The organism is Amycolatopsis sp. NPDC049691, assembly GCF_040675005.1.
Lineage (GTDB): Bacteria > Actinomycetota > Actinomycetes > Mycobacteriales > Pseudonocardiaceae > Amycolatopsis.
Window position 1 is genome coordinate 394,144 of record NZ_JBFANX010000006.1, and the last position, 19,599, is coordinate 413,742.

Annotated in this window: 21 protein-coding genes; 12 read left to right on the forward strand and 9 right to left on the reverse strand. The window is 71.4% G+C overall.

From position 1 onward, the window contains the following. Positions 1-95: 95 nt before the first annotated feature. Together AB0J40_RS16975 and mca are read right to left on the reverse strand one after the other, a co-directional pair. Positions 96-425 carry a hypothetical protein gene (locus AB0J40_RS16975; RefSeq protein WP_364453451.1) on the reverse strand — a complete coding sequence of 110 codons (330 nt, stop codon included), beginning with the start codon at positions 423-425 and terminating at the stop codon, positions 96-98. After that, the gene (gene mca, locus AB0J40_RS16980; RefSeq protein WP_364453453.1) at positions 422-1,324 is read right to left on the reverse strand and encodes a mycothiol conjugate amidase Mca; all 903 of its coding nucleotides are present in this window, start codon (positions 1,322-1,324) and stop codon (positions 422-424) included. The genes AB0J40_RS16975 and mca overlap by 4 nt, the downstream gene beginning before the upstream one ends. Before the next feature lie 136 nt (positions 1,325-1,460). On the opposite strand from mca, the gene AB0J40_RS16985 reads away from it, so the two are divergent. The 3 genes from AB0J40_RS16985 to AB0J40_RS16995 all read left to right on the forward strand — a co-directional run bounded on the left by AB0J40_RS16985 (position 1,461) and on the right by AB0J40_RS16995 (position 3,454). Then, complete coding sequence (locus AB0J40_RS16985; RefSeq protein ID WP_364453456.1) at positions 1,461-1,904, forward strand: DUF4307 domain-containing protein; 444 nt, start codon at positions 1,461-1,463, stop codon at positions 1,902-1,904. A 195-nt stretch (positions 1,905-2,099) separates the two neighbouring features. Then, complete coding sequence (gene greA / locus AB0J40_RS16990; protein ID WP_086857442.1) at positions 2,100-2,603, forward strand: transcription elongation factor GreA; 504 nt, start codon at positions 2,100-2,102, stop codon at positions 2,601-2,603. 47 nt (positions 2,604-2,650) lie between these two features. Beyond that, entirely contained in the window at positions 2,651-3,454 is an 804-nt protein-coding gene (locus AB0J40_RS16995; protein ID WP_364453459.1) for an MBL fold metallo-hydrolase, read from the forward strand. 4 nt (positions 3,455-3,458) lie between these two features. On the opposite strand, the gene AB0J40_RS17000 is transcribed toward AB0J40_RS16995, so the two are convergent. Continuing rightward, on the reverse strand, positions 3,459-3,932 hold the full coding sequence (locus tag AB0J40_RS17000; protein ID WP_160696256.1) for an Lrp/AsnC family transcriptional regulator: 474 nt from the start codon (positions 3,930-3,932) through the stop codon (positions 3,459-3,461). Between the two features lie 109 nt (positions 3,933-4,041). Between AB0J40_RS17000 and hppD the strand changes: the two genes are divergently transcribed. The 7 genes from hppD (at position 4,042) to AB0J40_RS17035 (ending at position 11,839) form a co-directional block, all read left to right on the forward strand. Further along, complete coding sequence (gene hppD / locus AB0J40_RS17005; protein ID WP_364453462.1) at positions 4,042-5,241, forward strand: 4-hydroxyphenylpyruvate dioxygenase; 1,200 nt, start codon at positions 4,042-4,044, stop codon at positions 5,239-5,241. A 118-nt stretch (positions 5,242-5,359) separates the two neighbouring features. Beyond that, the gene (locus tag AB0J40_RS17010) at positions 5,360-5,917 is read left to right on the forward strand and encodes a YbaB/EbfC family nucleoid-associated protein (protein ID WP_364453464.1); all 558 of its coding nucleotides are present in this window, start codon (positions 5,360-5,362) and stop codon (positions 5,915-5,917) included. A gap of 10 nt (positions 5,918-5,927) precedes the next feature. After that, positions 5,928-6,236, forward strand: coding sequence for a type VII secretion target (locus AB0J40_RS17015; RefSeq protein WP_364453467.1), 309 nt, complete (start codon positions 5,928-5,930; stop codon positions 6,234-6,236). Further along, positions 6,236-10,060 carry a hypothetical protein gene (locus AB0J40_RS17020; protein ID WP_364453469.1) on the forward strand — a complete coding sequence of 1,275 codons (3,825 nt, stop codon included), beginning with the start codon at positions 6,236-6,238 and terminating at the stop codon, positions 10,058-10,060. Before AB0J40_RS17015 ends, AB0J40_RS17020 begins: the two co-directional genes overlap by 1 nt. After that, a complete protein-coding gene (locus AB0J40_RS17025) occupies positions 10,053-10,499 on the forward strand; it encodes a hypothetical protein (RefSeq protein ID WP_364453471.1) in 447 nt (148 codons plus the stop codon). The genes AB0J40_RS17020 and AB0J40_RS17025 overlap by 8 nt, the downstream gene beginning before the upstream one ends. A 36-nt stretch (positions 10,500-10,535) precedes the next feature. Continuing rightward, complete coding sequence (locus AB0J40_RS17030) at positions 10,536-10,988, forward strand: hypothetical protein (protein ID WP_364453473.1); 453 nt, start codon at positions 10,536-10,538, stop codon at positions 10,986-10,988. A 17-nt stretch (positions 10,989-11,005) separates the two neighbouring features. Further along, positions 11,006-11,839, forward strand: coding sequence for a ferredoxin (locus AB0J40_RS17035; protein ID WP_364453475.1), 834 nt, complete (start codon positions 11,006-11,008; stop codon positions 11,837-11,839). 58 nt (positions 11,840-11,897) lie between these two features. On the opposite strand, the gene ilvA is transcribed toward AB0J40_RS17035, so the two are convergent. Beyond that, positions 11,898-13,100 (reverse strand): threonine ammonia-lyase, encoded by a 1,203-nt coding sequence (ilvA, locus tag AB0J40_RS17040; protein ID WP_364453478.1) that lies wholly within the window; start codon positions 13,098-13,100, stop codon positions 11,898-11,900. A 95-nt stretch (positions 13,101-13,195) separates the two neighbouring features. On the opposite strand from ilvA, the gene AB0J40_RS17045 reads away from it, so the two are divergent. Beyond that, positions 13,196-13,459: a hypothetical protein gene (locus tag AB0J40_RS17045; RefSeq protein ID WP_364453480.1), complete on the forward strand. Its 264-nt coding sequence runs from the start codon at positions 13,196-13,198 to the stop codon at positions 13,457-13,459. Positions 13,460-13,540: 81 nt separating this feature from the next. Continuing rightward, positions 13,541-14,017, forward strand: coding sequence for a TIGR03618 family F420-dependent PPOX class oxidoreductase (locus tag AB0J40_RS17050; protein ID WP_364453483.1), 477 nt, complete (start codon positions 13,541-13,543; stop codon positions 14,015-14,017). Between the two features lie 3 nt (positions 14,018-14,020). Here AB0J40_RS17050 and AB0J40_RS17055 read toward each other — a convergent pair whose 3' ends face one another. From AB0J40_RS17055 to AB0J40_RS17075, 5 genes are all read right to left on the reverse strand, one after another. Then, positions 14,021-15,178: a cystathionine gamma-synthase gene (locus AB0J40_RS17055; RefSeq protein WP_364453485.1), complete on the reverse strand. Its 1,158-nt coding sequence runs from the start codon at positions 15,176-15,178 to the stop codon at positions 14,021-14,023. 34 nt (positions 15,179-15,212) lie between these two features. Continuing rightward, positions 15,213-15,647: a hypothetical protein gene (locus AB0J40_RS17060; protein WP_364453487.1), complete on the reverse strand. Its 435-nt coding sequence runs from the start codon at positions 15,645-15,647 to the stop codon at positions 15,213-15,215. 44 nt (positions 15,648-15,691) lie between these two features. Further along, the gene (locus tag AB0J40_RS17065) at positions 15,692-16,207 is read right to left on the reverse strand and encodes a hypothetical protein (RefSeq protein ID WP_364453490.1); all 516 of its coding nucleotides are present in this window, start codon (positions 16,205-16,207) and stop codon (positions 15,692-15,694) included. Between the two features lie 285 nt (positions 16,208-16,492). Next, a complete protein-coding gene (locus tag AB0J40_RS17070) occupies positions 16,493-18,010 on the reverse strand; it encodes a hypothetical protein (protein WP_364453493.1) in 1,518 nt (505 codons plus the stop codon). A 128-nt stretch (positions 18,011-18,138) separates the two neighbouring features. Beyond that, a complete protein-coding gene (locus AB0J40_RS17075; protein WP_364453495.1) occupies positions 18,139-19,509 on the reverse strand; it encodes a cystathionine beta-synthase in 1,371 nt (456 codons plus the stop codon). Positions 19,510-19,599 lie beyond the last annotated feature (90 nt).

Consider the following 19,599-nt stretch of genomic DNA (forward strand, 5'->3'; position numbering starts at 1 on the left):
GACCCCCCGCAACCCCGATCCGAAGCCAGAACACGGTCGGCGGCGCCGGCCGTAGTCACAATCGGGCTTCGGGGCTGCCGCAACCCGGGAAGGTCTCAGTCGGCGCTGGCCGACGAGGCGCCGTTCGGCTGCTTCTTCTCCGGCTCCGGTTCCTCGGTCTTCTCCGCGACCTCGGGCTTCACCGCCGCCTCTTCGGCCGGCGGCTCGTCGAAGCTGGCCGGGACGCGCTTCAGGTGCTTCGTCATCGAGCGGACCAGGAACGCCACCGCGATGAGGAACAGGATCAGCACCAGGAAGCCGACCGGGGAGGACTTGCCGAAGTCCTCCCCCTGCCCGCCGTTGTCGCCGTCGCCCGGCTGCTGCGTCAGGACCAGGGCCGACGCGGTCACCGGAAGCGCCACGCCGGCCGGCAGCGTCAGACTCATGTGTTCACCTTCTCCTCGACTCCGATGCCGGCGAACAGGTCGTCCTCCGGCAACGTGCTGTCGACCTGCGACTTGACCAGCTCGTACTCCTCGGTCGGCCAAGTCTCGCGCTGGATCTCCAACGGGACGAAGAACCAGCGGCTGTTCGGGTCGATCTGCGTGGCGTGCGCCTTGAGCGCCTCGTCCCGCACCTCGAAGTATTCACCGCACTCGACGCGGGTCGTCACCCGCTCCATCACATCGGCGCGATCCGGGTCCCACTTGGCCAGCCACTCGGTGTACGGCGACTCGAGCCCGGCCTCCTTCAGCGCGGCGTCGAAGGCCACCATCCGGGCCTTCGAGAAGCCGTGCATGTAGTACAGCTTCAGCGGCTGCCACGGCTCGCCGGCGTCGGGGAAGCGGTCCGGGTCCGGCGCCGCGTCCCACGCCGCCATCGTCACCTCGTGCGTGCGGATGTGGTCGGGGTGCGGGTAGCCGCCGTTCTCGTCGTACGTCGTGATGACGTGCGGGCGGAACTCGCGGATGACGCGCACCAGCGCCTCGGTCGGCTCCTCGAGCGGCACGACGGCGAACGAGCCTTCGGGCACCGGCGGCAGCGGGTCGCCCTCCGGCAGGCCGGAGTCGACGAAGCCCAGCCAGCGCTGGCTCACGCCGAGGATCTTGGCCGCGCGGGCCATCTCCTCCCGGCGGATCTCGGACATGTTCGCCAGCACCTCGGGCCGGTCCATGGCCGGGTTGAGGATGCTGCCGGCTTCACCCCCGGTGCACGTGACGACGAGCACCTCGTGCCCTTCGGCGGCGTAGCGCGCCATCGTGGCGGCGCCCTTGCTCGACTCGTCGTCCGGGTGTGCGTGCACGGCCATCATGCGCAAGCGCGGCTTCGTCAGCTGGTCCACCATGCTGCGAACGACTCCTTCTCTACCCGTATTCCGCGACCCACCTGCGGGCCGCCCACCCAGCGGGCGGATACTCGAAGCCGTACCCGCCCCACCATTGTCCCCGCGGGTACGACAAGAACGAGCAGGAGGCCCCGCGTTGGCAGGCGGACCGGCGGAAACGGCAGCCCCCGCGCTGCCCGAGGGCCGGTACGGCACCAGCCGCGCGAAGGCACCCCGGCGCTGCCGCCGGTGGCTCTTCCTGGCGATCGCTCTGCTGGTCAGCGGCGTGATCGCGTGGGTCGCCTACGTCAACCTCGGGTCCGCGCCGATCGACGCCGAGCGCGTCGCCTTCAGCGCCAAACCGGGCAACGCGATGGAAATCACCATCAACGTGACGCGGGACGACACCAGCAGGCCGGGCGTGTGCATCGTGCGCGTCCGCGACAAGACCGGCGCGGAGAGCGGCCGCAAAGAGCTCCTGATCCCCGCCGGCGCGAAGTACAGCAGGATGAGCACGACGATCAAGAGCATCGGGCAACCGGTGACCGCCGACGTGTACGGCTGCTCGTACGACGTACCACAGTATTTGTCAACCCCATAGCGGCCAACGGGGTGAACCGCGCGCCCAACGCCCACGGCGTGCGGATTTAACGGGCGTCGACCTGTCGCGCCGTGATACTCTGACCGTTCAGCACGGCCCACGACGGGCCGTGTTTTTCCTTTATCTCAGCCACGCGGGCACCTACGCCCGCGTGGGCCGGCTTGAACACGCAAGCCTGGCAGGCCCGACGAGGAGATGGTGACCGTGAGCGACACCAAGGTGACCTGGCTGACCCAGGATGCCTACGACCGGCTCAAGCACGAGCTCGACGAAATGATCGAGAATCGTCCGGTCATCGCCGCGCGCATCAACGACAGCCGCGAAGAGGGCGACCTCAAGGAGAACGGCGGCTACCACGCCGCCCGTGAGGAACAGGGCCAGGCCGAGGCGCGCATCCGGCACCTGCAGGAGCTGCTGCGCTCGGCCAAGGTCGGCGAGGCGCCCGCGAACGACGGCACCGCCGGCCCGGGCAAGGTGCTCACCGTCCGCTACGAGGGCGACGACGAGGACGAGAAGTTCCTCCTGGCCACGCGTGAAGAGGGCGCCGAAGGCGAGCTCGACGTGTACTCCCCGGAGTCGCCGCTGGGCAAGGCCCTGCTCGGCGCCAAGGAGGGCGAGTCCCGCGAGTACGAGCTGCCCAACGGCAAGCTGCAGAAGGTCACCCTCGTCAAGGCGGTTCCCTACACCGACGCCAAATAGTCACGGCTAATGTCCTCCCAGGATCCACATTCTGGGAGGACATCGCTGTGAGCACCGAACCGATCTGCCAGGCGTGCGGCATGCAGTACGCCGTGACCCGCGACGACTGCCCGATCTGCGAGGACGAACGCCAGTACGTCCCGCAGTCCGGGCAGCAGTGGACCACTCTCGAAACCCTGCGCGCGAGTGGCACGTACACGCCGCGGATCGAAGAGCAGGGCCGCGGCATCATCGGCGTCGGCTCGACCCCCGGGTTCGCGATCGGCGAACGCGCGCTGCTGGTCCAGGCGCGGTCCGGGAACTTCCTCTGGGACTGCGCCGCCTACCTCGACGACGCCCTCGTCCAGCAGGTCCGCGACCTCGGCGGCATCACCGGCATCGCGATCAGCCACCCGCACTACTACACGACGATGGTCGAGTGGGCGCACGCGTTCGACGTGCCGATCTACCTGCACGAAGGCGACCAGCAGTGGATCGGCCGGCCCGACCCGGCGGTCAAGCTGTGGTCGGGCACCACCCTCGACGTCGCCGACGACCTGCGGCTGATCAACCTGGGCGTGCACTTCACCGGCGGCACCGTCCTGCACTGGCCGGACGGCGAAGGCGGGCAGGGCGCGCTGCTGTCGGGCGACATCGTGCAGGTCATCCCCGACCGGACGCACGTCGGCTTCATGTACAGCTACCCGAACCTGATCCCGGAACGGCCGGAGGTGGTCCGGCGGGCGGCGGAGCTGCTGGCCGGATATCGCTTCGAAGCGATCTACGGAGCCTGGTGGGACGCGATCGTGCGGACCGACGGCTTCGAGGTCGTCCAGCGCTCGGCCAAGCGCTACCTGGCCCAGGTTTCCTGAGTCCTCAGCCCCGCGCGGTCCGCTCCAGCAGGGGGCGGACCCGCGGCGGCACCGGGGTCGACAAGGCGATCGACGTCGACGTCCGCAGCACGTCCGGTACCCCGACCACCTCGTCGATCACCCGCTGCAGGTCGTCGTTGCCGCGCGCGACCATCCGGACGAACAGGTCGCCCTGGCCGGTGGTCGCGTGCACCTCGCACACCTCGTCGATCGCCGAAAGCGCTTCCGTCACCTCCGCGCGGCGGCCCTGGGCGATCTCCAGCCACGCGAACGCCGTCAGGCCGTAGCCCATCGCCGCCAGGTCGAGTTCCGGCGGGAAGCCGCCGAGGATGCCGCGCTCGGTCAGGCGGTCGAGGCGCGCCTGGACCGTCCCGCGGGCGACGCCGAGCCGGCGCGCGCACTCCAGCACCCCCAGGCGCGGGGAGTCCGTCAGCAACAGCAGCAGTCGCGCATCCAGCGCATCCAGGTTCTCCGGCATGCACAGATTGTCCATGATGACCGCCGATGGCCGACAGACACTGGTCAATGTGTCCAGCCAAAACAGAGACCATTGCGCATCTTGCCTCGAAGGGATGATCCTTCGAGGTATGACCCAGACTGCCGAACCCCAGGGCGCGCTCGACGACGTCAGCTACGACCAGCTGCGTCAGCTCGTCGGGCTCGTGGACCACGACGCCTCGACCGACCCGTTCCCGGTCAAGGCCATGGACGCGGTGGTGTTCATCGCCGGCAACGCCACCCAGACCGCCTGGTACTACCAGATCGCGTTCGGGATGCAGCTCGTCGCGTACTCCGGTCCCGAGACCGGCGACTTCGAGCGCAAGTCCTACGTGCTGAAGTCCGGCTCGGCCCGGTTCGTCATCACCGGCGGCGTGAAGCCGGACTCGCCGCTGCTGGACCACCACCGCAAGCACGGCGACGGCGTCATCGACCTGGCGCTGGAGACCACCGACGTCGACAAGTGCATCGAGCACGCGCGGGCTCAGGGCGCGACCATCCTCGAGGAGCCGCACGACGTCTCCGACGAGCACGGCACGGTCCGCGTGGCGGCCATCGCGACGTACGGCGAGACCCGCCACTCGCTGGTCGACCGGTCGCGCTACACCGGTGTCTACCTGCCCGGCTACGAGCCGCGCGAGAGCACGATCAAGCGGCCCGAAGGCGCGCCGAAGCGGCTGTTCCAGGCCGTCGACCACTGCGTCGGCAACGTCGAGCTCGGCAAGATGGACTACTGGGTCGACTGGTACCACCGCGTCATGGGCTTCGTGAACATGGCGGAGTTCGTCGGCGACGACATCGCGACCGAGTACTCGGCGCTGATGAGCAAGGTCGTCTCGAACGGCAACCACCGGGTCAAGTTCCCGCTGAACGAGCCGGCCGTCGCGAAGAAGAAGTCGCAGATCGACGAGTACCTCGAGTTCTACGACGGGGCCGGCTGCCAGCACATCGCGCTGGCCACCAACGACATCATCGCCACGGTGACGGCGATGCGCGCCGCCGGTGTCGAGTTCCTCGACACCCCGGACTCCTACTACGACGACCCCGAGCTGCGCGCCCGGATCGGCAACGTCCGCGTGCCGATCGAGACGCTCAAGGAGCACAGCATCCTGGTCGACCGCGACGAGGACGGCTACCTGCTGCAGATCTTCACGAAGCCGATCGGCGACCGCCCGACCGTCTTCTACGAGCTGATCGAGCGCCACGGCTCGCTGGGCTTCGGCAAGGGCAACTTCAAGGCCCTGTTCGAGGCGATCGAGCGTGAGCAGGAGCGCCGAGGCAACCTCTGACACATCTCGGCGAAGGCCACCATAGGGGACCTCCGGGTCCCCTATGGTGGCCTTTGACGTGAATCGGGAACCGACGGTGTCCCGGCTCCGTCTGTGTGAGTGGAGGGAAGGGGGCCGGATGCCGGACAGCATCGACGCCAGCGACGCGATGATCGACAACTGGACCAAGCGGCTCGAGGAGAACGCCGCCCGGTACCAGGCGCTGGCCGATCGCATGCAGGGCCAGTCGGTCACCGAGCGGTCGAAGGACGGCACCGTCCAGGTGACCGTGGATTCGCGCGGGTTGCTGAAGAACCTCGTCATCGCCGAGACCGCCACGAGCAAGCGGATGGCCGAGGTGTCGGCGCAGGTGATGCAGCTCGTCCAGCGCGCGCAGGCCCGGATCCCCGAACTGCTGCAGCAGGCCATGAGCGAGACCACCGGCACCGGCGACCAGGCCGCGGCGGAGATCGTCCGGGAGGCGCAGAGCACGTTCCCGCAGCCGCCGCCGGAGCCCGAGCCCGCGTTCCCGGAGCCCGACCGCGTCCGCCGGTTCCTGCCGGAGGACAGCGACGAGCAGCCGCCGCGCACTCCGCCACCGCCGCCCGCGCCGCCTGCCCCGCCGCAGCCGCCGCGGCGCCGGCGTCCGGCCGACAACGACGATGACGACGACTTCGGCGGACCGATCCTTTCCTGAGGGGGAACCGATGACGGACGTGGAACTCAGCACCGACCTGACGGCGCACGCCCACCAGCTCGACGCCATCGGGGACGGGCTGCAGCAGGCCGTCGACGCGGCGAACCAGGTCAGCATGCCGACCGACGCGTACGGCATCCTCTGCCAGCCGTTCCGGATGATGCTCGACCCGGTGGAGCAGTACGGGATCGACGCGTTGAAGGACGCCGTGCAGGCGATGACGGCGGTGTCGGGCAAGGTCCGCGAAGCCGCGGCGGCCTACCACAAGTACGAGTCCGGCGTCGCCGGCGATCTCAACAAGTCCGCGGGCGGTGCGTGATGCCGGAGGGGAACCCGCTCGTCGTCGACGCGAAGAAGGACCCGGACGGGCCGGGCGCGTTCACCGCGGGCAACGGCGACTACGGCTGGGCCGGCGGCATCGGCATCGCCGAGTCGTCGATGGACGCGTTCAACGGCATCAAGGACGGCGACTGGGTTTCCGGTGGCCTGGGGATGCTGTCGCTGGCGGGCGAGATCGCCGGCGCGGCGGTGGACCCGTTCGGGTATCTGATGTCGTCGGTGGCGTCGTTCCTGATGGAGCACGTGCAGCCGTTGAAGGACATGCTGGATTCGGTGGCGGGCAACCCGCCGGTGATCCAGTCCTACGCCGACACGTGGGGCAACGTGTCCAAGGCGCTGGGCGAGCGCAAGACCGATTTCGACAACGCGGTCAAGAACGGCACCACGGGCTGGACGGGCGCGGGCGCGGACGCGTACCGGAAGTTCGCCGCGGAGCATTCGGAGGCGCTTTCGGGCGCGGCGACGGTGGCCGGCGCGATCAGCACGGTCACGATGATCATGGGCCAGGTCGTGTCGTTCGTCCGCGAGACGGTGCGGCAGCTGATCGCGGACCTGGTCGGCAAGCTGATCGCGTGGGTGATGGAGGAGGTCTTCTCCCTCGGCTTCGGCACGCCGGTGGTGGTGGCGCAGGCGTCGGCCGCGATCGCCAAGTGGGGCAAGAAGATCGGCGACCTGCTCAAGAAGCTGACCGACACGATCCGCAAGGTGTCGCCGCTGCTGTCGAAGCTGGTGGACGTCTTCGAGAAGATCGCGAAGGTGTTCGGCAAGGTGCTGGGCAAGGTCAGCGGCCTGGACGGGCTGAAGATCAAGGAGGGCGGGTTCGTCCACAAGATCCCCAAGGAGGGCGGCGGAGTCCACACCCGCGCCCACGCCGGGGACGGTTCACACTCCGGCGACTCCGGCCACGCCGACGGTGACTCGCCGAGTTCCGACCCGATGAACACCGATCCGGGATCGCGGCGGAGTTCCGGCCGGGAGGGATCGGGATCGCCGGACGGGGAAAGCGCGCCATCGCACGGGGGTGACGGGGAGGGTTCAACCTCGAACACCGGCGACGGTTCTGCTTCGCACACGGGCGACAGTTCTTCGTCGCACACAGGCGATTCGAGTCCTTCGTCGTCGCGATCGCCTTCGGGCGACAGCAGTCCTTCTGCCGCCCGTGGCACGGACAGCACCCCGTCCCACGCCGGGGAACCCTCGCGGGCGAGCGACTCGAGTCCTTCGCCGACGCGGGGTGGCGACAGCACGCCGTCGCACACCGGCGACAGCAGCCCCTCGCCCACGCGTGGCAGTGACAGCACCCCGTCGCACACCGGCGACAGCAGCCCCTCGCCTACGCGAGGCAGCGACAGCACCCCGTCACACACCAGCGACAGCCCCTCGCCTACCCGCGGCAGCGACAACACGCCGTCGCACATCGGCGACAGCAGCCCCTCGCCTACGCGAGGCACCGACAGCACTCCCTCCCACACCGGCGAAAGCAACCCCTCGCCCACCCGCGGCAGCGACAGCACCCCGTCGCACACCAGCGAAAGCCCCTCGCCCGCGCGAGGCACCGACAGCACCCCGTCGCGGGTCGGGGACGGTAGCCCGTCGCCCACCCGCGGTGGCGACAGCACTCCGTCGCACGGCGGGACCGATTCGCCGAGCAATGCCGCGCCGCCGCGCGCCGATGGCGCTACCTCGGCCAGTGGTACCGCCCCCACCGCTCCGCGGACCGGCGACCCCGGCACCGTCCCGTCGCCGCGCGGTGGCGACGGTGCCGCCGCGGGTGTCCCGCCGCAGGGTGGTGCCCCGATGATGGGCGGCGGCATGCCCGGGGGCACTCCGGGCGGCGGTGGCCTCGGCGGTGGCTCCCCGCGCGCCGGCGGTGGCGGTGGTGGCTGGACCGGCACCCCGGGCAGCCCCGGCGCCCACAGCCCGCACGTCGACGCACCCGGCCGCCCCCGCGGCGGCGGCGACCTGCCCGGCGGCGGCCGTCCGCGCACCCCGGACGCCCCCGCCCCCGCAGCCCGCGGCTTCGGCCCCGGTACCCACGCCCCGGACCACGCACCGGGCGCCCGCCCCGGCGGCACGCACGGCCCCGACACCCACGCCCCGGGCACCCGCCCTGGCGGCCCCCACGGCTCCGACACCCACACCCGGCCGCACGAAAACGGCCCCGGGCACACCCCGCACGACAACACCCCCGGCCCCGACGGCGCCCCGCACCACAACGAGCCCCTCACCCCGGACGAGGTCAACGCCCGCCACGCCGAAAGCACCCCCTCCGGCAGCTCCTACCACGCCGGCGACCCCGCCATGGGCGACCTGCCCCACCGCGTCCAACCCGACCCGGACGGCCGCTACACCGTCGACGTCCACGTCACCCCCGATGGCCACGCCCGCATCGGCGACCGCCTCTACACCCCGGAGGAATTCGCCGACATCCTGCGCCGCAACGGCGACTACGACGGCCGCCCCATCCGGCTCATCGGCTGTGACGCCTCCTCCAACGACTTCGCCCACCGGCTCTCCCGTGAGCTCGACACCGAAGTCATGGCCCCCACCAAACCGGCCTGGACCGACTCCCACGGCCGGGTCTTCTCGTCCGACTACGAAATCGGCCCCGACGGCAAGATGCGTCCCCGCATCCCACCCGACGGCGAGTGGAACACCCACCACCCCGACGGCTCCACCCACCGGGCCGGCGACGACGGCTTCGCGCCCGACAGCCACCACGGCGACCAGCACGACGTCGACGCCGACAGCGCGCAGCACCGCGGGGACGGCGACACCCCCGACGACCCGCTGCCCTACGACGAGGTGCCGAAGCCGCGGACGATCGACCGCAACTCCCCGGAGTTCGGCGAACGGTTCGTCACCTTCGACCGGCACGAGGACAGCCACTACGCCGGCCACCGCGATCGGCCGGACGGGCACCCGTCGATCGAATCGCCGAAGGAGATCGAGGACGTCGAACCGCGGACGCGCAACACGAAGCTCGCCGACGACGGTGTCCCGCAGGTGCTGCGTGCCGAAGGCCCGCTGGCGCCCAACGCGCAGTACAACGTGACCTACAAGAACGGCGCCACGAGCAGCTTCTTCACCGGTGCCGACGGCAAGGTGACGCACGTGGAGGCGACCCCGGGCAAGGAGGCGCCGTTCCACAACCCGGACCTGCGCTACCCGCTCGTGCCGGGCGCGCAGTACCAGGTGGAGAACTTCCACAACTCGAACAAGCACTGGAACTTCCAGGTCGGCGACAACGGCAAGCCGGTCGCGATGACCGGCGAGCCGCACTTCGGTGGCCAGAACGAGGACTTCCGCGACACGGCGTCCCAGAACCGGTCCGGCGGCGAAGGACGCAAGACGTTCAAGGGCGACGCCGAGTACGAGCAGGTCAAGTGGGCCGGCGGGCACTTCGCGGCCAACGAGATGGGCGGGCCGGGCGAGTACGTCAACATGCACTCGCAGATGGCGGCCTCGAACAGCGGCAACAACCGCGACGGCTGGATCCACGACGCCTCCTGGCGCAAGCAGGAGGTCGAGCTGGGCCGGTACGCCGACCACCCCGGCCAGGAGATCGAGAACTACCAGGTCCGGACCGAGGGCGACCTCGGGAACGGCGTCCCCGCGAACGTCACGATGCGCTGGCAGGAGGTCCAGTACCAGGTCGACGCGGACGGCGAGATCGTGAAGGGCGCGGACGGCAAGCCGATCGAACTCTCGCGCGTGACCAAGGAACGTGACTTCCCCAACGATCCTTCCAAGATCAACTACGGTCCGAACACCCCTTACGGAAGCGAGGCCGCCGATGCCTGACGACCTCGAAACCGCGGTCGCCGCCGCGCTCGCGGAGGATGCGCCGCCGGGCTGGGGGTGGATCAGGCTCACCGTCTCGGCGACCGTCCTCGCCTACGACTACGCCCTCGAACTGAAGCTGGCCGACGGCCGCAACGGGTCGATGGACGTCCCGCCCGCGGCGAAGGCCGGCTTCCGGGAACTGCGCGAGACGAAGTACGAACCGGGCCGCGGCACGTGGTTCTCCGCCACCGTGCACCTGCGGGCCGGCGCCGCGCCGGAGTTCGCCTACAACTTCGACGAAGACCCCCGCTGGTGGCCGCCGCTGCACCCGACGGCGTTCTCGCGCGACCTCGAAGCGTTCCCGCGCGACGACGCCCACATCCCGCCGTGGCTGCGGGACCTGCTCGACGAGGGCGGGCAGCTCGAGCAGCAGCGGACCCCACCCGCCGTGCCATGATGGCCACCGCCCCGAACCACCAGGAGGAACCCGCGCATGCCCGTTTGGCCACTGCTCGACCCGGTCCAGCAGAAGGAAGAACTGGACGGAATCACGAACGAGCTGGTCGGAGCGCTCCCGCCCGGCTGGCGTGAGCTGGTGATCGACTTCCGCGCCGTCGGCCGGAACCTCGACGTCGCCGTCGCCGTGACCGGGCCGGACGGCAAGGAACGCGTCTGGGACCCGCCCGCCGAGGTCTGGCGCGGCTTCCAGCGGCTGCGCGGCGGGATGTACACGGAGAACGAGGGCACCTGGTTCTCCGCGCGCTACATCCTGGAACCGCCGTCGCGCTTCACCATCCAGTACAACTACAAGAACCAGCCGGACTTCCAGCCGCCGCCGGCGCCGCAGGAGTTCGCGACCGAGCAGGAGCGCTTCCCGCGCGACGAGGCGTACATGCCGGAGTGGTACCGCGCCGGGCTCCAGGCGGCTCGCGCGGCGGGCAACTGACACGGGAGTTCCGCGCCATGACCCAGCCACCGGGGCCGCTGCGCCCGGACCAGCAGCAGGAGATCGCCCGCCGGCTCGGCGCGGTGCTGACGTCGCAGGTGCCGCCGGGGTGGCGGCAGCTGCGTGTGGAGTACCGCGCCGCCGGGCGGCACGTCGAAGCCGACCTGCTGGTGACCGGGCCGGACGGCGTGCCCCGGCCCGGACAGCCGCACCCGGAAGCGGTGCGGCTGCTCGGGGTGCTGCGGTCGGGCATGTACCAGCCCGGCGTCGGCACGTGGCTGGGCGCGATCCTCGTGTTCGAGCCGGCGCAGCCGCCCGACGTCGACTTCGTGCGGCCCGACCTCGAACCGCCGTTCCGGCAGCAGCCGCCGCCGATCGGGTTCCAGGACGAGCTGCGGTTCTTCCCCCGCGCCGACGAGCACATCCCGGCCTGGCTGCGCGAGCGCGCCGGGCTGACCCCGCCGGCGGCCGACGGCGAGGTCCGCACGCCGCGGATCTACGACGGCGTCGACGCTTCGGGCCGTCCGCTCGTCCGGCGGCCGCAGCTGGTTCCGGCGGAGGCCGAACGGGTGCTCGCGTACCTCGACGCGGCGCCGGTCATCCTGGCCTCGCGCAGCAACGGCCCGGACGCGTTCGCGCCCGACCGCGCGGACGCGGTGCCGATGAACTTCCGCACCGACGGAGCCTGGGCCTGGCCCGGCGCGGTCGCGTACTACCTGCGCGAGCACGGCGTGCCGCCGGACCCGGACCTGGTCGCCCACATCCGGGCCCGCCGCTTCACCGCGCCGACGGACGTCCCCGAGCCGGCCAAGGACCTGGCCCTGGCGGCGATCACGGGCGAAACGCTGTGACATCCGCGGCTTCGCCGCGGGCCGGGGGCTCCGCCACCGGGAACCCCCGAAAGACCGGTCAGACCACCGTGTAACCCGCGTTCGTCAACGCGATCTCGAGGTCCTTGCAGTGCTCGGGGCCGCGGGTTTCGAGCGCCAGCACGATGTCGGCCTCGCCGAGGTCGAGGCTGCCGGAGATCCGGGAGTGCTCGACGTCGAGGACGTTCGCGCCCAGCTCGCTCACGCACGACAGCACGCCGACCAGCGAGCCCGGGCGGTCCGGGACCCGCAGGTGCAGGCGCAGGTAGCGGCCGCCCGCGGTCATGCCGTGCTGGATGATCTGCAGGAGCAGCACCGGGTCGACGTTGCCGCCCGAAAGCACCGCCACCACCGGGGGCTCGAAGAGCCCGGGGTGCTGCAGCAGGGCCGCGACGGTCGCCGCGCCCGCCGGCTCGACCACCAGCTTCCGGCGTTCGAGGCAGAGCAGCACCGCGCGGGAGAGGGACTCCTCGGACACCGTCACGACGTCGTCGACCAGCGACGCCACGTGCGCGAAGCTGACCGGGCCCGGTTCGCCGACCGCGATGCCGTCGGCCATCGTCGAGGTCGAGCCCAGCCGCACGGGCGCGCCCTCGGCCAGCGACGGCGGGTACGCGGCGGCCTCCTCGGCCTGGACACCCACGACGCGGACGTCCGGGCGCACCGCCTTCACCGCCGACGCGACCCCGCCGACCAGCCCGCCGCCGCCGGTGGCGACCAGGATCGTCTTCACGCCCGGCACCTGCTCGAGGATCTCGAGGCCGACGGTGCCCTGGCCGGCGATGACGTCCGCGTGGTCGAAGGGGTGGATGAACACCGCGCCGGTCCGCTCGCCGAACTCGATCGCCGCGGCGAGGGTCTCCTCCAGCAGCGCGCCGTGGAGGTGGACGTCGGCGCCGTACCCGCGGGTCGCGGCGAGCTTCGGCAGCGGCGCCCGCAGCGGCATGAAGACGGTCGATTTGGCCCCGAGCAGCGACGAGGCGAGCGCGACGCCCTGCGCGTGGTTGCCGGCGCTGGCCGCGACGACGCCGCGTTCGCGTTCGGCGGCGCTCAGGCCGTGGATGCGGGTGTAGGCGCCGCGGATCTTGAACGACCCCGTGCGCTGCAGGTTTTCGCACTTCAGGTGCACCGGACCGCCGTGGAGCTTGCGCAGGTCGCGCGCGTGCTCCATCGGCGTCACCCTGGTCACTCCTTTTAGGAGTTCCCGGGCGGCCTGGATCCGCTCGATGGTGACGAGTTCCATGGCCCGGACTATGCCACTCAGGAACTCCACAGGTTGACAGGGCGGGTGGCCGGGTACCCTGGGCGGTGTCAACGGACGGTAAACAGGGAGCAACCATGGCACGGGGGAACGACGCTCGACGGGCTCGCGCCACCCGGTCCGCCGGGTTGGTCCCGCTCGTGATCGGCCTCGCGTCGGCCGCCGCGCTCACCGGAGCCGCGTACATCACGGTGGACAGCGCCTCGTGCGCGTCCCCGGCCCAGTACATCCGCCACGACAGCCACGTGGAGCTGGTCGGCGGCTGCGTGGACGGCGCGAACCTCCCGGCCGCGGGCACCCCGAAGTCCGGCGGCGTCGTGCACGGGAACTACAACCCCTGACCTGGTGGGTTACCCCGGTGTGCCCCGGGAACACGAAAGTGCCTTCTTCCGCGAGGTCCGCCCGGCCCCGATGATCATCGGGTGACCACCGTTTACGAACCGGGCCGCGGCCCCGGACCCGCGAAGCCCACCGAAGACGCCCTGAGCGAACTGCTCGGCGGCCACAGTCTCGGCGCGCTGGCGACGGTCAACCGCGCCGGCTTCCCGCACCTGTCGACCGTCGCCTACGCCTGGGACCCCGAAGAGCGCGTCGTGCGGATCGGGTCGGCGCTCGGGCGCGCGAAGGTCCGCCAGCTGGCCCGTGACCCGCACGCGTCGCTCTACGTGGGCAGCGACGACCACCTGGCCTTCGCCGTCGCGGAAGGCGTGGCCGAGGTGTCGCCCGCGAGCACGGTGCCGGGGGACGCGACCGGGCGGGCGCTGCTCGCGATGCAGGCGCCGTTCACCGATCCCGGGGACGAAGCCGTGTTCCTGCGGAACATGGTCGAAGACCGCCGCGTCGTGATCACGCTCCGGGTGGAGCGCCTCTACGGCGGCGGTCTCGACGTCGGCGCTTGAGGGTCAGCCGAGGGCGGCCAGCAGGTCGGCCACCAGGTCGCGGCCGTCCTCGATGCCGACCGACAGGCGCAGCAGGTCGGCCGGGACCTGCAGCGTCGAGCCCGCCGTGCTGGCGTGGGTCATCTTGCCCGGGTGCTCGATCAGCGACTCGATGCCGCCGAGGGACTCGGCCAGGATGAACAGCTTGGTGCGCGACGCCACCTCCAGGGCGGCCGCCTCGCCGTCGGCGTGGCTGAACGACACCATGCCGCCGAACCGGCGCATCTGCTTGGCCGCCGTCTCGTGGCCCGGGTGCTCCGGCAGGCCCGGGTAGTAGACCTTCGCCACCTTGGGGTGCTTGACCAGCGCCTGGACGATCAGCTCGGCGTTGTCGCTGTGCCGCTCCATGCGCAGGGCCAGCGTCTTGATGCCGCGCAGGGTCAGCCACGCGTCGAACGGCCCCGGCACCGCGCCCGCGGCGTTGCGCAGGTAGAAGAACTGCTCGCGCAGCTCGTCCTCGTTGGTGATGATCGCGCCGCCGACGACGTCGGAGTGGCCGCCGAGGTACTTCGTCGTCGAGTGCAGGACGATGTCCGCGCCCAGCGCCAGCGGGTTCTGCAGGTACGGCGTCGCGAAGGTGTTGTCGACCACCAGGCGGGCGCCGGCGTCGTGCGCGACCCCGGCCAGCGCCGCGATGTCGGCGATGCCGAGCATCGGGTTGGTCGGCGACTCACACCAGACCAGCTTGGTCTCGGGCCGGATCGCGGCACGCACCTCGTCGAGGTTCGCGAGGTCGGCGACGGTGTGCTCGACGCCCCACAGGCTGAGCACCTTGTCGATCAGGCGGAACGTGCCGCCGTACGCGTCGTTGCCGAGCACGAGGTGGTCACCGGGGCGGAGCGTACTGCGCAGCACCACGTCGGAGGCCGCCATGCCGGACGCGAAGGCCAGCGCGTGCCGGCCGCCTTCCAGCGAGGCCAGCGCCTCCTCCAGCGCCGAGCGGGTCGGGTTCGCGGTGCGCGAGTACTCGTAGTCGCCCTCGCGGGTCCCGCCCACGCCGTCCTGCGCGTAGGTCGAGGTCTGGTAGATCGGCACGATCACGGCGCCGGTGCGGGGGTCGGGCTTCTGACCGGCGTGGATCGCGCGAGTCTCGAATCCCAGTACGGAGTAGTCGTCCACCATGGGTAGAGCGTACGGCGGGGGCCGGACATTCCCGTCAGGTGGGATGGATCTCAGGGGTGCACCAGCGGGCGGCGGGGGCGGACAGGGCGAGCGCCAGCGTGGCCAGCGCGGGCGGCACCACCACGGCCAGCGCGGTCAGCCCGCCCATCGCCAGGTCACCGGGGCCGCCGAAGGTCACCCCGGCCGCCGCCAGGGCCGCCGACGTCAGCGTCGCGAGCAGGGCGGCCGAGCTCCCGGCGATGCAGCCGATCCGGCCCGCGTCCTGCCGCCGCAGGAGCAGGACACCGCCGGGCAGCAGCGCCGACGCGAGCACCGCGTCGACGGCCGCGTGGACCGCGACGCGCCCGGCGTCCTCCGGGTACCGGAACAGCGCGACGACGTCCAGGACGAGCCCGGCCAGGTAGACCACTCCGCCGAGCAGGGCGAGCGCCGCGGCGGCGCGGGCCGCCCGGCCTTCGGTTCCGGTCACGGCCGCCGAGGATACGACCGATCACCGCGGGTGACCGGCGCGGGTCACCAGCTCCGGGTCGAGTAGGCCTCCTGGCTCGTCCACATCCCCCGCGTCGGCGTGCGGTAGCGCAGGTAGCGCAACGTCGGCGGCACGAACGCCAGGACCAGCACCAGCACGGCCAGCGCGGCGAGGCCCACCCGGTCGACCATTGCGAAGCCGCCGTGGGTGAACATCGCGTCGGTGAAGCGGCCCAGCGGAACGCCCACCGAGAACGGCTCGGTCAGCAGCGACCCGATGGCCAGCAGGGCGCCCGCGCCGAGCAGGACCGCGCCCGCCGTCGCGCGGAAGAACGTCACCAGCGCGCCCAGCAGGAGCACCAGCCCGGCGCCGAGGTAGCCGGCCAGGTCGATCAGCACCCAGCCCGGCAGGGCGCCGAGGCTGAATTCGGCGGGCATGTCGAGGTAGATCTTGACCGGCACGTATCCGGCGGCGACCGCGGCCGCGAGCCCGAGCAATCCGGCGAGAACCGCCGTTACGCCGGACGGCCTAGCCGACGAATGCGAACGTGAATGTGCCACCGGGTATCCGTGCGGACCGGTCACAACTCCCCCATCAGCTCCAGCGCGGGACTACGGCGTTCACCCTAGTGGGCAAATGGGGAAATGACTCCGAAAGAGAACCGAATTCGGCCGGACGGCGGAACCCAAGATCATTTTCCTGCGGTAGCGGCCGAAATGCTGTCACGTGATCACCGACAGTTGATGTATCGCTTATTCGTCCTCTTCGGACAATTGCGAATTCGGCCATAAACGCAGCGTGCCCCGGAGCCGAATGGGCTCCGGGGCACGGAAAGGTGTACTAGTTCACCACTGCTGCTGCGGCGGCTGACCGTGCTGGCCCGGCTGGCCGAACCCGCCGCTCGGCGGGCCCTGCTGCCCCGGCGGCTGACCCCAGCCCTGGGGCGGCTGACCCGGCTGCTGCGGGTAGCCGTGCGGCGGCTGCCCCGGCTGGCCGTACCCACCCTGCTGCGGCGGCTGGCCCGGCTGCGGGAAGCCCCCGCTCGACGGCTGCGGGAACCCGCCGCTGGACGGGTTGGGCCCGCCCGGCTGGCCGTAGCCCTGCTGCTGGCCGTAGCCCTGCGGCGGCTGACCGGGCTGGCCGTAGCCGCCCTGCTGCTGCCCGAACCCGCCCTGCTGGCCTGGCTGGCCGAAGCCGCCCTGCTGCTGGCCGCCGAAGCCCTGGGGTCCGCCGAAGCCCTGCGGCCCGCCCGGCGCGGCGCCGCCACCACCGAGGCCGACGAACTGCTGCGTCGCCGGGATGAGCCCGAGCACCCCCACGATGAGGATGAGGATGCCGATGATCAGCGGCGGCAGCCCGAGGCCGAACGTGTCCTTCTCCGACGCGGACGCCTGCGCGAGCGTCTCCGAGTTCGGCGTCATCCCGATCTTGAGCAGGAGCGCGAAGAGCGTGAGCAGCGCGCCGCCCGCGGCGATCGCGATCGGGACGAACTTCTTGATCCCGCCGAGCTTGCCCACCAGCGCCAGCCCGACGCCGCCGGCGAGGGAGATCAGCGACCCCAGCAGGATCATGATCACGTAGAACCAGACCGTGCCCGGGCCGACGATGCCCGCCGCGTCGAGGACCTTGTCGATCGCCGCCTGGTCCGGGGCGAGGTCGAAGATCTTCGAGTAGTCGCTCGCGTCGCCCATGTAGCTGAACGAGATGATGAGCGCGACCAGGGCCAGCAGGGCGACCACGCCACCGGCGATGTAGCCGAAGAGGCCGTTGCCGCCCGCCGACGGGCCGCCGAACTGCGGCGGCTGACCGCCGAAGCCGGGCTGCTGGGGGCCACCGAAGCCGGGACCGCCGAAGCCCTGCGGCGGCTGGCCCGGCTGGCCCGGCTGGCCGAACCCGCCCGGCTGCTGCCCGAACCCGCCCGGCTGACCGGGCTGACCGTGCTGCCCCGGCTGGCCGTAGCCGCCCGGCTGCTGGCCGAACGCCGCGGCCGGGTTGTCGGCCGCGCTCGGCGGCGGGGTGTACGGGATCGCCGGCGGCTGGGAGCCCGGCGGCACCAGCTGCGTGGAGTCCGCGACCGGGGCGTCGCCGCCGCCGACCGGGTTCACCATCTGGGTCGCGTTCGCGTCGACCGGCGGCATCGCCTGGGTCGCCCCGCCGTCACCCGGCTGCGCGGGCTGGACGACCTGGGTCGGCTCCGGCGTCTCCCCGAACGGGGAACCACCCTGCGGCTGGGCGGGCTGCACGACCTGCGTCGGTTCCGGACTGCCGAACGGGTTGTCCTGCTGCGGCTGGGGGCCACTCGGCGGGCCTTGAGGTGGCTGGCCGCCACCCCACGGCTGGTTCGGTGGCTGCGGTGCACTCATGTGGGTCTTGAACCCCCTTGACGAGGACGCGAAAGTTTTGTACTCGCGCTCACGCTATCGGATCACCCGGCGGGGCGCTCGTAACGCCCCTGCCGGGTCCACCGATCAAGACTCTTTTGAGCTGCTGTTCAGCGCCCGGCCAGGAAGCCGAGGAGGTCGTGCCGGGTGACGACGCCGGCGGGCTTGCCGTCGATCAGCACGAGCGCCCCGTCGGCGCCTTCGAGCGCCGTCATGGCGGCCCCGACCTGCTCGCCGCCGCCGATCGTGGGCAGCGGCGGGGACATGTGCCGCTCCAGCCGGTCGGCCAGCTGCGCCTTGCCGGTGAACAGCGCGTCGAGCAGGTCGCGCTCGTTGACGGCGCCGACGACCTCGGCGGCCATCACCGGCGGCTCCGCGCTGACCACGGGCATCTGGCTGACGTCGAACTCCGCCAGGATCGCGATGGCCTCGGCGACGGTCTCGTTCGGGTGCGAGTGCACCAGGGCCGGCAGGTGCCCGCTCTTCTTCGTGAGCACGTCGGCGACCGTGGCACCGGAGGAGTCGGGCGGCAGGAAGCCGTAGGAGGACATCCAGGTGTCGTTGAACACCTTCGTCATGTACCCGCGGCCGCCGTCGGGCAGCAGCACGACCACGACGTCGTCCTCGGTGAGCCGCTCGGCGAGCTTCAGCGCGGCGGCGACGGCCATCCCGCAGGAACCGCCGACCAGCAGCCCCTCCTCCAGCGCGAGCCGGCGGGTGACCTGGAAGGAGTCGGCGTCGGAGATCGGGATGATCTCGTCGGCGATGTTCCGGTCGTAGGTGTCCGGCCAGAAGTCCTCGCCGACGCCTTCGACCAGGTACGGCCGCCCGCTGCCGCCGGAGTAGACCGAGCCCTCCGGGTCGGCGCCGACCACCTGCACGCGGCCGTCGCTGACCTCCTTGAGGTACCGGCCGGTGCCGGAGATGGTGCCGCCGGTGCCGACGCCGGCGACGAAGTGGGTGATCTTGCCGTCGGTCTGCGTCCACAGCTCCGGGCCGGTGGAGAGGTAGTGGCTCTCCGGGTTCTGCGGGTTGGCGTACTGGTTGGGCTTCCAGGCGCCGTCGATCTCGCGGACCAGGCGGTCGGAGACGTTGTAGTAGGAGTCCGGGTGCTCGGGCGCGACCGCCGTCGGGCACACCACGACGCGGGCGCCGTACGCCTTGAGCACGTTGCGCTTGTCCTCGCTGACCTTGTCCGGGCAGACGAACACGCACTGGTAGCCCTTGCGCTGCGCGACCATGGCCAGGCCGACGCCGGTGTTGCCGGACGTCGGTTCCACGATCGTGCCGCCCGGGCGCAGCTCGCCGGACTTCTCGGCCGCCTCGATCATGCGCAGCGCGATCCGGTCCTTGACCGAGCCACCCGGGTTCAGGTACTCGACCTTGGCCAGCACGAGCGGCTTCAGCCCCTTGGTCAACGAGTTCAGCTTGACCAGCGGGGTGTTGCCCACGAGGTCTGCGATGTGCTCTGCGTACTCCACGACCGCCAGCCTAAACGGCGCACCGGTGGCGTTGTCCACTCGTGCGCCGGCGGGGTCTCCGGGTGCGCGTCGGGCACGCCGGGTCCGCGT

Coding starts and splice junctions, on each gene's coding strand:
- AB0J40_RS17010 (WP_364453464.1), top strand. CDS start 5,360: ATGCCGGACAGCATCGACGCCAGCGACGCGATGATCGACAACTGGACC.
- AB0J40_RS16975 (WP_364453451.1), bottom strand. CDS start 425: ATGAGTCTGACGCTGCCGGCCGGCGTGGCGCTTCCGGTGACCGCGTCG.
- hppD (WP_364453462.1), top strand. CDS start 4,042: ATGACCCAGACTGCCGAACCCCAGGGCGCGCTCGACGACGTCAGCTAC.
- AB0J40_RS17020 (WP_364453469.1), top strand. CDS start 6,236: ATGCCGGAGGGGAACCCGCTCGTCGTCGACGCGAAGAAGGACCCGGAC.
- AB0J40_RS17000 (WP_160696256.1), bottom strand. CDS start 3,932: ATGCCGGAGAACCTGGATGCGCTGGATGCGCGACTGCTGCTGTTGCTG.
- AB0J40_RS17055 (WP_364453485.1), bottom strand. CDS start 15,178: ATGGTGGACGACTACTCCGTACTGGGATTCGAGACTCGCGCGATCCAC.
- mca (WP_364453453.1), bottom strand. CDS start 1,324: ATGGTGGACCAGCTGACGAAGCCGCGCTTGCGCATGATGGCCGTGCAC.
- AB0J40_RS17070 (WP_364453493.1), bottom strand. CDS start 18,010: ATGAGTGCACCGCAGCCACCGAACCAGCCGTGGGGTGGCGGCCAGCCA.
- AB0J40_RS17030 (WP_364453473.1), top strand. CDS start 10,536: ATGCCCGTTTGGCCACTGCTCGACCCGGTCCAGCAGAAGGAAGAACTG.
- AB0J40_RS17025 (WP_364453471.1), top strand. CDS start 10,053: ATGCCTGACGACCTCGAAACCGCGGTCGCCGCCGCGCTCGCGGAGGAT.
- greA (WP_086857442.1), top strand. CDS start 2,100: ATGGTGACCGTGAGCGACACCAAGGTGACCTGGCTGACCCAGGATGCC.
- AB0J40_RS17035 (WP_364453475.1), top strand. CDS start 11,006: ATGACCCAGCCACCGGGGCCGCTGCGCCCGGACCAGCAGCAGGAGATC.
- ilvA (WP_364453478.1), bottom strand. CDS start 13,100: ATGGAACTCGTCACCATCGAGCGGATCCAGGCCGCCCGGGAACTCCTA.
- AB0J40_RS17045 (WP_364453480.1), top strand. CDS start 13,196: ATGGCACGGGGGAACGACGCTCGACGGGCTCGCGCCACCCGGTCCGCC.
- AB0J40_RS17015 (WP_364453467.1), top strand. CDS start 5,928: ATGACGGACGTGGAACTCAGCACCGACCTGACGGCGCACGCCCACCAG.